Below are 11,520 nucleotides of genomic sequence, written 5' to 3'. Positions count from 1 at the left end.
GTTAAGCGTCAAAAACGGAGAGAGAGACTATGTTTGAACCGATGGAGCTAACCAACGATGCGGTGATTAAAGTCATCGGCGTTGGCGGCGGCGGCGGTAACGCTGTCGAACACATGGTGCGTGAGCACATTGAAGGCGTGGACTTCTTCGCCATCAATACCGATGCTCAGGCACTGAGAAAAACAGCGGTAGGCCAGACTATCCAAATCGGTAGCTGTGTCACCAAAGGCCTTGGCGCCGGTGCGAACCCAGAAGTGGGCCGTAACTCGGCGGAAGAAGACCGTGAGCAGATCCGCGCAGCGCTGGAAGGGGCCGATATGGTCTTTATCGCAGCGGGCATGGGCGGCGGTACAGGTACCGGCGCTGCACCAGTCGTTGCCGAAGTGGCGAAGGATCTGGGCATCCTGACGGTTGCGGTAGTGACCAAGCCGTTTAACTTCGAAGGCAAAAAGCGCATGACGTTTGCAGAGCAGGGCATTGCCGAGCTCTCCAAGCACGTTGACTCTCTGATTACTATTCCGAACGACAAGCTGCTAAAAGTGCTGGGTCGCGGTATCTCTCTGCTGGATGCGTTCGGCGCGGCTAACGACGTGCTTAAAGGCGCTGTGCAGGGTATTGCTGAGCTGATTACTCGCCCCGGCCTGATGAACGTAGACTTCGCTGACGTGCGTACCGTTATGTCCGAAATGGGCTATGCGATGATGGGCTCTGGCGTAGCGCGCGGTGAAGACCGTGCCGAAGAGGCTGCTGAAATGGCGATCTCCAGCCCGCTGCTGGAAGATATCGACCTATCCGGCGCTCGCGGCGTTCTGGTTAACATTACTGCCGGCTTTGACCTGCGTCTGGACGAGTTTGAAACCGTCGGTAACACTATCCGTGCCTTTGCGTCCGATAACGCAACTGTGGTTATCGGTACCTCTCTGGATCCAGAGATGAGCGATGAGCTGCGCGTTACTGTTGTCGCGACCGGCATCGGTATGGACAAGCGTCCTGAAATTACGCTGGTTTCTAAATCACCCGCGCCTCAGCCTGTTGACCATCGCTATGGCCAGCACGGTCTGGCGCCGCTTCAGCAGCAGGAAACCAAGCCGGCTGTGGCGAAAGTGGTTAACGATCAAAGCGTACAGCCGAGCAAAGAACCGGACTATCTGGACATTCCGGCATTTTTGCGTAAGCAGGCTGACTAATTCGGCTGAATACGCTGAATGATTTTGATTCTCCGCTCTTTATGTTAAAGTAAGGCGGAAACCATAGTATATGCTATGGGATATTGGATTAACGTTGCGAGATATTACGATGATTAAACAGCGGACACTAAAACGCATTATTCAGGCGACTGGCGTCGGTCTTCATACCGGCCGTAAAGTCACCCTGACGCTGCGCCCTGCTGCAGCGAATACGGGTGTCATCTATCGTCGTACTGACTTAACGCCACCGGTTGATTTTCCGGCGGACGCTAAATCCGTACGTGATACCATGCTGTGTACCTGTCTGGTAAATGAAGATGACGTACGTATCTCGACGGTTGAACACCTGAATGCCGCTTTGGCGGGTCTGGGGATTGACAACATCGTTATTGAAGTTGACGCGCCTGAAATTCCGATTATGGACGGCAGCGCGGCTCCGTTTGTCTACCTGCTGCTGGATGCGGGCATCGAAGAGCTGAACGTAGCGAAGAAGTTTATTCGCATCACTCAGCCGGTGCGCGTGGAAGACGGCGACAAGTGGGCTGAACTGAAGCCATACAACGGCTTTAGCCTCGACTTCACTATCGATTTCAACCATCCGGCCATTGACGCGGGTTCACAGCGTTATCGCATGGACTTCTCGGCGGACGCCTTTGTACGCCAGATTAGCCGGGCTCGTACCTTCGGCTTTATGCGCGATATTGAGTATCTTCAGTCTAAAGGGCTTTGCCTGGGCGGTAGCTTTGACTGTGCTATCGTTGTTGACGACTATCGCGTGTTAAACGAAGACGGTCTGCGCTTTGAAGACGAGTTTGTTCGCCACAAAATGCTGGACGCTATCGGCGACCTGTTTATGTGTGGTTATAACGTTATTGGCGCGTTTACCGCCTTTAAGTCTGGTCATGCGTTAAACAACAAGCTGCTGCAGGCCGTATTGGCTAAGCAGGAAGCTTGGGAGTTTGTGACCTTCGAAGACGAAGCTGAAATGCCTCTGGCGTTCAAAACGTCGAGAACCGTTTTGGCCTAACGCGCCTACTGCGGTTTTTTATCACGATCTGTTGCGCTGGCACCTCTCTCTCCGGCCAGCGCAGCAAGTCGTTCTAATCTCTCTTTTAGTTTCCCCGTACTCTTTGAGGCCAATCCTCTAAGCTGTTCTGCACTCTGTAAACTGAGTGTACGTACCGGTTTTCCATCATTTTCTTCTGGTTGAAAAGGGCGAAAAGCGATTGAATGCTGCGTTTTTGTACTTAGAGACGGATTAATCTTTATGTCGATTGAAGCTAATGATGGTAAAATCTCATGTCTGAGCGCCGTAAGTAAAGCGGGCTGTTCGTAACGAAGGCGGGTAAGCCAGCTGGCATTAGCCACTTCGAGTACCAGAACGCTTTGACGGTAGTTAGCGACACGAAAGTGTTCGTGCATAGCCTTAGGCAGCAGCCCTTTAACGGCATTGTTTAGCTTAAGCAGGGCGATGGCGCGCTGTTGAAGGTCGCGCAATAAATTTGCATCGCTAAACAGCGTATCTAATAATAGCGGGCGGCTGTCTCGCATAGTGGAGTTCCGGAGTAGTAAACGGTTAGTCGATAATGGGCATTCTAAATCGTTGGCGACAATTTGGCAGGCGTTATTTTTGGCCTCACCTTCTGTTCGGGGTGGTAGCGGCCAGCGTCGGCGCGCCCGTCAATCTGGACGGGCTTCCTCAACAGGTTTCTCTGTCGACGGCGTTTTCCCAGCTCGATGCAAACAATACCGCCGTTCCGGGCATGGGGCAACTGGCCCTGTTTCATACCGCAGACCCGCGTCCACTTCAGAATTTGAACTCTTGGCAGCGTTTCGCGCTGCGCAACTATTTGACGCGTCTGGCGGCCTCATTCCAGCAGGTTAATGCTGATGAAGAGATCGTCAAGGCTGCTCAAAAAGGAAGTTCTGACCTTAGCCACTGCGCGCTGCTGGACTTTCTCTCTGTCTCTTCTGCAACTACTAAGCGTCAATTGCCTCAGCTGTTGGTTAAGCTCTCTCCGGCAGACGTTTTCTATTCTCCTCATCCCGTCAGGTTTTGGTTAGCCCGAGTGCAGGGCATTCGCGCGGGGCCTCTTGCGTTAGCGTGATGTATCGCCGTTTCGCTCTCAATTCCCACTCTCGCAGTGGTGCGATTCGGATAATTTTTTGACGTAACGTTTCCCGTTTTCGTACTGCCAATAGGCAGTCATAAAGAGGTTCTATATTTATGTTAACCAAAATGATGACTAAGATTTTCGGTAGCCGCAACGATCGTACGCTGCGCCGTATGCGTAAGGCCGTTGAGGCAATTAATCGCCTAGAGCCAGAGTATGAGTCCCTTAGCGACGAGCTGCTTAAGGCCAAAACTCAAGAGTTTCGCGAGCGGTTGGAAAAAGGTGAAGTGCTGGAGTCGCTGATCCCTGAAGCTTTTGCCGTAGTGCGTGAGGCCAGTAAGCGCGTGTTTGGTATGCGCCACTTTGACGTCCAGATGATCGGCGGTATGGTGCTGAATGAGCGCTGTATTGCAGAGATGCGCACCGGTGAAGGTAAAACCTTAACGGCAACGCTGCCTGCTTATCTAAACGCTATTTCTGGCCGCGGTGTGCACGTGGTAACCGTCAACGACTATCTGGCGCGTCGAGATGCTGAAAACAACCGCCCTCTGTTTGAGTTTTTAGGGCTGACTGTTGGCATCAACCTTCCCGGTATGCCGCCTGTAGCCAAGCGTGAAGCCTATGCAGCAGATATCACTTACGGTACCAACAACGAGTACGGCTTTGACTACCTGCGCGACAATATGGCGTTCAGCCCGGAAGAGCGCGTACAGCGCCCGCTGCACTATGCGCTAGTGGACGAAGTGGACTCCATCCTTATCGATGAAGCCCGTACGCCGCTGATTATTTCTGGCCCTGCGGAAGACAGCTCTGAGCTGTATCGTAAAGTCGATAAGATTATTCCTAAGCTTGAGCGCCAGGAAAAAGAAGATTCAGACACCTTCCAGGGCGAAGGCCATTTCTCCGTTGATGAGAAGAGCCGTCAGGTTAACCTGACAGAGCGTGGTCTGGTGCTGGTAGAGTCTCTGCTGATGGATACTGGCTTAATGGCTGAAGGCGAATCTCTCTATTCTCCTACTAACATCGTTCTGATGCACCACGTTACGGCAGCTCTGCGCGCCCACGCGCTGTTTACCCGCGACGTAGACTACATTGTTAAGGACGGCGAGGTTATCATCGTTGATGAGCATACCGGTCGTACGATGGAAGGCCGTCGCTGGTCAGACGGCCTTCATCAGGCGGTGGAAGCGAAAGAGGGTGTCGACATTCAGAACGAAAACCAGACGCTTGCCTCTATCACCTTCCAGAACTACTTCCGTCTGTATGAGAAGCTGGCTGGTATGACCGGTACTGCGGATACGGAAGCGTTCGAATTCCGTCAAATCTATCGCCTTGACACTATTGTGGTGCCAACAAACCGTCCGATGATCCGTAAAGACATGCCCGATCTGGTGTACATGACGGAAAAAGAGAAGATCGATGCGATCATCGAAGACATCAAAGAGCGCAGTACCAACGGTCAGCCAGTGCTGGTGGGGACCATTTCGATTGAAAAATCGGAAGTCGTGTCTCGCGAGCTGAAAAAAGCCGGTATTGCTCACCAGGTACTGAACGCGAAGTTCCACGAGAAGGAAGCCGAGATCGTTGCTAACGCCGGTCAGGAAGGCGCAGTAACCATCGCCACCAACATGGCCGGTCGTGGTACCGATATCGTGCTGGGCGGCAGCTGGCAGAGCGAAATTGCCGAGCTGGAGTCACCAACAGAAGAACAAATCAAAGCGATTAAAGATGCATGGCAAGAGCGCCATGACCGCGTACTGGCGGCAGGCGGCCTGCACATTATTGGCACCGAGCGTCACGAGTCTCGTCGTATTGATAACCAGCTGCGCGGCCGTTCAGGCCGTCAGGGTGACCCGGGTTCATCACGCTTCTATCTTTCTTTAGAAGACGCCCTGATGCGTATCTTCGCTTCTGACCGCGTTGCCGGCATGATGCGCAAGCTGGGTATGAAGCCGGGGGAAGCCATCGAGCACCCGTGGGTAACCAAGGCTATTGCTAACGCGCAGCGTAAAGTGGAAAGCCGTAACTTCGATATTCGTAAGCAGCTGCTGGAATTCGATGACGTTGCTAACGACCAGCGCCGCGCTATTTACTCTCAGCGCAACGAGCTGCTGGACGTAAGCGATATCAGCGAGACGATTGAAAGTATTCGCGGGGACGTCTTTAATCTGGTTATTGATAACTACATTCCGCCTCAGTCTCTGGAAGAAATGTGGGACGTTCCGGGGTTAGAAGCGCGCCTGAAAAACGACTTTGAGCTTGAGCTGCCTATCGCTCAATGGCTGGATGATGAGCACGATCTTCACGAGGAGCCGCTGCGCGAGCGCATCATTGAAGAAGCAATGAAGAGCTACAAAGAGAAGGAAGAGATTGTCGGCGAAGAGATGATGCGCAACTTTGAAAAGGGCGTCATGCTGCAAACTCTGGACACCATGTGGAAAGAGCACTTGGCGGCGATGGACTACCTGCGTCAAGGCATCCACTTAAGGGGCTACGCGCAGAAAGATCCGAAGCAGGAGTACAAGCGCGAGTCTTTCTCAATGTTTGCCAACATGCTTGAAGCGCTGAAGTACGAAGTGATCAGCATCCTGAGCAAAGTTCAGGTGCGTATGCCGGAAGAGGTTGAGGCCGTCGAACAGCAGCGTCGTGAAGAGGCTGAGCGTCTGGCTCGCCAGCAGCAGTTTAGCCATCAGGGCGACAATGCGCTGGCGGAAGAGCCGGAAGGTAATCGTCCGGTTGTGCGCGAAGAGCGCAAGATTGGCCGTAACGATCCTTGCCCTTGCGGATCGGGTAAGAAATACAAGCAGTGCCACGGTCGACTGAACTAAGTTCTGGCGATTCTCGCAGCTGTTAGATTAAAGAGCGCCTCTGGCGCTCTTTATGTCTGTAGCCGTTTATAAAAAGAGAACGATATGGAAAAGAAGCGCATTGATATTGCCGTAGGTGCGATCGTTAACGCAGAAGGGCTGATTTTTATTACCCGCAGGCAAAAGGGGAGCCATCTGGCTGGATTTTGGGAGTTTCCCGGCGGAAAAGTTGAGACGACCAAAGGAGAAAGCGCAGAGCAGGCTCTGAGCAGGGAGCTTTTGGAAGAGGTTGGCATTCATGTCGATGAGCCAGAATTGCTTAGAGTGTTGGAGTACGACTACCCCGATCGCAACCTGACGCTGCATTTTTTTATCGTTGAGCGTTGGGAAGGGATCCCCGAAAGCCAAGAAGAGCAAGAGTCGCGCTGGTTACCTATAGAATCGCTGACGGCCGATGAGTTCCCTGAGGCTAACCGGCCGATCGTTGAGGATCTCAAGCTGCGCTATTGCGCCTGAGGGTAAACTACTTTTCCTCTTCTCCCCAGCTTTCACTGTCGGAAAGCTCCCCGTTGCTGGGGATCCGCTTTCCTTCATCGGCCCATTCACCGAGGTCGATAAGCTGGCACCGCTTGCTGCAAAATGGGCGATAGGGGCTCTTTTCGCTCCACTCTAGCGATTTCCCACAGGTAGGACATTTAACTGTCATCGGCGTGTCGTTCATTGTGCCGCGCGTCTCCTTGTTTGATTAACGTTATTGGTTCAATGGGGTCAGATAGCCTAACAGCAGGCGATATCAAAAGAGAAACGCTCTGGCGTTTCACCCAGCTCGCTGTCGAACGGCATAAAGCGAATGGCGAAGCGGGTTTTATGACCAGACACCTGCGGATAGAGCTGATGGGCTGAGTCAACGCGAATGCGCAGGATGTCACAGTCTTCGGCGTTATCCTGATAAAAGCCGTTCAGGCTGGTCTGCTTCTGAAAATGGCCAGACTGACGAATAAGATCTAAACAGGCATTCAGCGCGTTATTGAGGGGCTCCATTGTTTCTACCCAGTCAGAGACTTGCTTGTCCCTCTCCTGCTTGGGAGCGTGCAGCCACATGTGAAGGATCGGCATATCAAAGCTACAGCAGCCGCCGGGAATACTCAGGCGCTGGCGAACCATGGCAATAAGGCGGTCTTCTTTAAGGGCTTGTCCTAGTCGCGGTGCTGCCAAGAGCACGTTGGACATATCTTTCAGGCTGTGGCGCAGCGCGTTAAGCCTTTCTACATCAACGCCGGGAACGTCAATCCACTGCATCAGCTTCTGCTGCTGGCGCTCAAGCTCTTTGACCAACTCAGTGCGGACGTCGCCGCGATCGATAATATCTAACAGTTCGCTGATACAGCGAAAGAAGCCCAGTGTGTTGGGTAGCCCTGTCAGCGAGTGGCTGTTTTGCAGCTGTTGCAGCAGGAATTCAATGCGTAGCCATGTACGAACTTTCTCGTTCAGCGGATGTTCAAAAAGGATGTTCTGAGATAAATCGCTCATGATAGATGGAACCTACCTGTTGAATTCGTTAGCTAAAATTAAATAGGAGTGATGTAGCTGCTCTACTTTGGGCATAAGCGCTTCGGGAGACGCATCGTTCATAATGATGTCGTCAGCACAGGCTAGTCGCTGTGCTCTGGACGCTTGAGCGGCTAAAATTTTCTCAGCCTGCTGCCTGTCTCCTCCATCGCGCGCCAGAATGCGGCGCAGCTGTGTCTCTTCACTGACGTCAACAACCAGAATACGGTTAGCCCGAGAGCACAGGTTGTTTTCAATTAATAGTGGGACAACCCAAAGCGCATAAGGTGCCGTTACTGCGGCAAGCTGGCGCTGAGTTTCCTGCTGGATCTGGGGGTGAAGCATCGCGTTTAGCCAGGATTTTTCTTCTGGTTGATTAAAGATAATCTCGCGAAGGCGCTTTCGATTAAGGCTTTTGTCTGCATGCAGTATGGATGAGCCAAAGCGGGCGCTTATTTGTGCCAGCGCCTCAGTGCCGGGCTCAACGACCTGGCGGGCAATAACGTCGGCGTCAACGACAGGCACGCCGAGACGGGCAAACGCGTCTGAGACGGTTGATTTCCCGCTGCCAATGCCCCCGGTAAGCGCAACAATATAGCTCATAGCCCAGCCTGTATACGTATCGATAAGTTGATGATAAAGGGATCTTCGAGAAGTGCAAGCCACATGCTGAAGGTAATAAAGGGGCCGAAGGGGATATGGCGGTTGATATTGCGCAGAGCAACTCGTTGCAGAATGAAAAATATCATCCCTGTCAGACAGGCGACAAGCAGAACTAGGGGGAGGATATGTGCACCCAGCCAGGCTCCGGCGGCTGCCATCAGCTTGATATCACCCTGTCCTAGGCCGTGTTCTCGACGAAGGTACCAAAACAGGCGCTCAGGAAGCCAAAGCAGCGCAGAACCAAATAGTGTGCCGCCAATGGCTTCGCTAAAGGACTGTGGAGAAAGGTCTAGGTAGGCACAAATAAGGCCGCTGACTAAAAGAGGCAGCGTGACGATATCGGGCAGCAGGCAGTGTTTTGCGTCAATAAGCGCCAGCAAAATAAGGCTGGCGGTGATTGCCAATATTATTACCAGAGAGATTGAATAAGGCGTTCCGTGCGCCAGAGCCATAAAGAGAAATGCGCATCCTAGTTCCACCAGCGCTGATTCAAATAAGATATTCCGCTGGCAGCGGGGGCAGCGACCATGGTGAAAAAAACGGTAAGGCAGCGATATTCGTAGCAGGTATAGCGTACTGTTATTAACGCAGCAGAGGGGCGATCGTAGGGCTCTGAGAGAGGAGGACAAGCAGCACCAAAAGCGTTGATGAGCGTTTATTGCGGTAGGAATTGTGTGGGCTAGACGGCTGACGAGATTGCCGATAAACAGGCCAAGCAGGCCAAACGTAAGCAGGGAGAAGACGTTATCCATAAGAGCCTTCATTACCTGCCTTTTCACAGGTAAATTTATGGGAGTATATCTGAAATTTGGCGAAAGTATCAGACTTGCTCAGTTATTATTCATGTGTATGATTACGTCACTGGGAATGGCCAACACACCGCTTATGCCTGTTGTATTTTAAGTTGCAGACGCGTTGGCAGCGCTTGTTATTCGGCTCAAAAATGGGCTCGACCTCTGACGAGGCCGCTGCAAGCGGCGTTTAAATCTGCTTCGGTGGATTTGCCCCCAGTCACATAGTCATCTATGTGCTTCTGAGGATTATCTCGCTTGCCGCCTTCCTGCAACTCGAATTATGTAGAGTCTATAGCTAACTTGCGATACGTCGCCAAAAACCAGGAAACCAGTCACTATGCGTATTGAAGAAGATTTGAAGCTGGGCTTCAAAGACGTTTTGATTCGTCCTAAGCGTTCTACGTTACAAAGCCGCTCAGAGGTAGAGCTTGAGCGCACTTACACGTTCAAACACTCAGGCCATGAATGGTCTGGCGTACCGATTATTGCGGCCAACATGGATACCGTTGGCACATTCAGCATGGCAGCGGCGCTGGCATCTTTTGATGTGCTGACTGCTGTTCATAAGCACTATACCGTTGAGCATTGGCGTGAGTTTGTATCCCGCTCGTCGGAGTCAGTGCTGCGCCACGTAATGGTGTCTACCGGCACTTCTGACGCGGATTTCGACAAGCTTAACCAAATTCTGGCGCTGTCACCGGCATTGAAGTTTATCTGCATTGACGTGGCTAACGGCTATTCAGAGCACTTTGTACGCTTCCTGAATAAGGCGCGTGAAGCCTATATGGATAAAGTAATCTGTGCCGGTAACGTTGTGACTGGTGAAATGGTCGAAGAGCTGATCCTTTCCGGTGCCGATATCGTTAAAGTGGGCATTGGCCCTGGCTCTGTATGCACCACTCGGGTAAAAACCGGCGTTGGCTACCCGCAGCTGTCTGCGGTCATTGAGTGTGCAGACGCAGCTCACGGTCTGGGCGGTCAAATTGTTAGCGACGGCGGCTGTACGACGCCGGGTGACGTAGCCAAAGCGTTTGGTGGCGGTGCAGACTTCGTCATGCTGGGCGGTATGCTGGCAGCTCACGAAGAGTGCGAAGGCAAAGTCATTGAAGAGAACGGCAGCGCCTATATGCTGTTTTACGGCATGAGCTCTGAATCCGCCATGAATCGCCACGTAGGCGGTGTAGCCAAGTATCGCGCCGCTGAAGGCAAGACCGTACAGCTGCCTTTCCGTGGGCCAGTGGAGAATACCGTGAAGGACATTCTGGGTGGACTACGCTCGGCCTGTACTTACGTCGGGGCTTCTCGTCTGAAAGAGCTGACCAAACGTACAACCTTTATTCGCGTAGCCGAGCAGGAAAACCGCGTGTTTAACCAGTTCTGATTCCTAGTGTGAATAAAAAATAAATGAATAGATAAAGGAAAAGTGCGCTCAAAGAAGCGCACTTTTTTTAGCTTTTTTCCACCACCGAGGGCTCTGGTTTTTTAGGAAAGAGATATTTTCCGAGCGTTACCAGTACAACGGCGAAAATAATAATCCCCAGAGCAATCCATTCCGTTAGCGACAGTCTTTCCCCTGCCAGGCTGGTGCCTAATAGTACGGCCACAACGGGGTTGACATAGGCATAGCTGGTAGCAATTGCGGGTGGAACGCTGCGGATTAAGAACATATAGGCGTTGATGGCGATAAGAGAGCCAAACAGTGTCAGATAGCCAACCGCCAAAAAGCCGGACAGGGTAGGCACTTCCGTTAGCCTTTCGCCGCTGAAGAGTGACGCCAGTGCCAAAATAATTCCTGCTGCCAGCATCTCAATTGCCCCCGCCATCATTCCTGTCGGCAGCGCGATGCGGGCACCAAATACGGAACCCAGGGCCCAGCTAATCGAACCAATAAGGATCAGCAGCGCTCCCCAAGGGTTGCCGCTCAGATTGCCTCCGCTATTGAGCAGGATAATGCCCGTCAGGCCTATGGCGATACCAAACCACTCCAGCTTGCGCGTTTTGATGCCGAAAAGCCGACTAAAACAGAGTGTAAACAGTGGAACCGTTGCCACAATAACGGCAGCGATACCTGAGGGAACATCCTGATGTTCAGCTACGGTGACAAAACCGTTACCTATTGCCAGCAGCAGTGTGCCGATCAGAGCAGCATTGAGCATGAGTCGTAGCGATGGAAGCCTGTGCCCACGAAGCAGTAGAAAAACCAGCAGCAGCGTTCCTGCCAGAAGAAAGCGCACAGCGGCCATCATGAACGGCGGCCAGCTTTCTACGCCAATTCGAATGGCCAGATAGGTCGAACCCCAAATGATGTAGAGGGTGAACAGTGCTCCAATGAGCGGTAAATATTGCCTGAAGCGCATGTTTCCTCGCAGCGGCGTAGACTAGGACACAATAGTAAACGTGAAAATGG

General features: G+C 52.4%; 12 protein-coding genes. 6 read left to right on the top strand and 6 right to left on the bottom strand.

Annotated features, from left to right (window positions below):
• Nucleotides 1–29: 29 nt before the first annotated feature.
• Complete coding sequence (ftsZ, locus tag DQM29_RS12670) at nucleotides 30–1,187, top strand: cell division protein FtsZ (protein ID WP_111741031.1); 1,158 nt, start codon at nucleotides 30–32, stop codon at nucleotides 1,185–1,187.
• 109 nt (nucleotides 1,188–1,296) lie between these two features.
• Nucleotides 1,297–2,214 (top strand): UDP-3-O-acyl-N-acetylglucosamine deacetylase, encoded by a 918-nt coding sequence (lpxC, locus tag DQM29_RS12665; RefSeq protein ID WP_170126585.1) that lies wholly within the window; start codon nucleotides 1,297–1,299, stop codon nucleotides 2,212–2,214.
• Nucleotides 2,215–2,219: 5 nt separating this feature from the next.
• Here the strand turns inward: lpxC and DQM29_RS12660 are convergent, their stop codons facing one another.
• Nucleotides 2,220–2,738, bottom strand: a complete 519-nt coding sequence (locus DQM29_RS12660) for a DUF721 domain-containing protein (protein WP_111741030.1) — start codon at nucleotides 2,736–2,738, stop codon at nucleotides 2,220–2,222.
• A gap of 35 nt (nucleotides 2,739–2,773) precedes the next feature.
• Here DQM29_RS12660 and secM point away from each other — a divergent pair, with 35 nt between their 5' ends.
• From secM to mutT, 3 genes are all read left to right on the top strand, one after another.
• Nucleotides 2,774–3,295, top strand: a complete 522-nt coding sequence (secM, locus tag DQM29_RS12655; protein WP_111741029.1) for a secA translation cis-regulator SecM — start codon at nucleotides 2,774–2,776, stop codon at nucleotides 3,293–3,295.
• 119 nt (nucleotides 3,296–3,414) lie between these two features.
• Nucleotides 3,415–6,129 carry a preprotein translocase subunit SecA gene (gene secA, locus DQM29_RS12650; protein ID WP_111741028.1) on the top strand — a complete coding sequence of 905 codons (2,715 nt, stop codon included), beginning with the start codon at nucleotides 3,415–3,417 and terminating at the stop codon, nucleotides 6,127–6,129.
• Between the two features lie 84 nt (nucleotides 6,130–6,213).
• Nucleotides 6,214–6,624, top strand: coding sequence for an 8-oxo-dGTP diphosphatase MutT (gene mutT, locus DQM29_RS12645; RefSeq protein WP_111741027.1), 411 nt, complete (start codon nucleotides 6,214–6,216; stop codon nucleotides 6,622–6,624).
• Nucleotides 6,625–6,631: 7 nt separating this feature from the next.
• Here mutT and yacG read toward each other — a convergent pair whose 3' ends face one another.
• From yacG to DQM29_RS12625, 4 genes are read right to left on the bottom strand one after another with little or no spacing between them, the layout of a single operon-like run.
• On the bottom strand, nucleotides 6,632–6,829 hold the full coding sequence (gene yacG, locus DQM29_RS12640; protein ID WP_232054915.1) for a DNA gyrase inhibitor YacG: 198 nt from the start codon (nucleotides 6,827–6,829) through the stop codon (nucleotides 6,632–6,634).
• Nucleotides 6,830–6,885: 56 nt separating this feature from the next.
• Entirely contained in the window at nucleotides 6,886–7,638 is a 753-nt protein-coding gene (gene zapD, locus DQM29_RS12635) for a cell division protein ZapD (protein WP_111741026.1), read from the bottom strand.
• Between the two features lie 12 nt (nucleotides 7,639–7,650).
• On the bottom strand, nucleotides 7,651–8,259 hold the full coding sequence (coaE, locus tag DQM29_RS12630) for a dephospho-CoA kinase (protein ID WP_111741025.1): 609 nt from the start codon (nucleotides 8,257–8,259) through the stop codon (nucleotides 7,651–7,653).
• The gene (locus DQM29_RS12625; RefSeq protein WP_111741024.1) at nucleotides 8,256–9,083 is read right to left on the bottom strand and encodes a prepilin peptidase; all 828 of its coding nucleotides are present in this window, start codon (nucleotides 9,081–9,083) and stop codon (nucleotides 8,256–8,258) included. Before DQM29_RS12625 ends, coaE begins: the two co-directional genes overlap by 4 nt.
• Nucleotides 9,084–9,450: 367 nt before the next feature.
• On the opposite strand from DQM29_RS12625, the gene DQM29_RS12620 reads away from it, so the two are divergent.
• Nucleotides 9,451–10,494: a GMP reductase gene (locus DQM29_RS12620; protein WP_111741023.1), complete on the top strand. Its 1,044-nt coding sequence runs from the start codon at nucleotides 9,451–9,453 to the stop codon at nucleotides 10,492–10,494.
• Nucleotides 10,495–10,561: 67 nt separating this feature from the next.
• Here DQM29_RS12620 and yedA read toward each other — a convergent pair whose 3' ends face one another.
• Nucleotides 10,562–11,470, bottom strand: a complete 909-nt coding sequence (gene yedA / locus DQM29_RS12615; RefSeq protein ID WP_111741022.1) for a drug/metabolite exporter YedA — start codon at nucleotides 11,468–11,470, stop codon at nucleotides 10,562–10,564.
• Nucleotides 11,471–11,520: the final 50 nt, after the last annotated feature.

It is taken from the genome of Leminorella richardii (assembly GCF_900478135.1).
In the GTDB taxonomy this organism is placed as follows: domain Bacteria; phylum Pseudomonadota; class Gammaproteobacteria; order Enterobacterales; family Enterobacteriaceae; genus Leminorella; species Leminorella richardii.
Note: the sequence above shows the minus strand (reverse complement) of the source record. Positions and strands in the feature narration are given on the sequence as shown.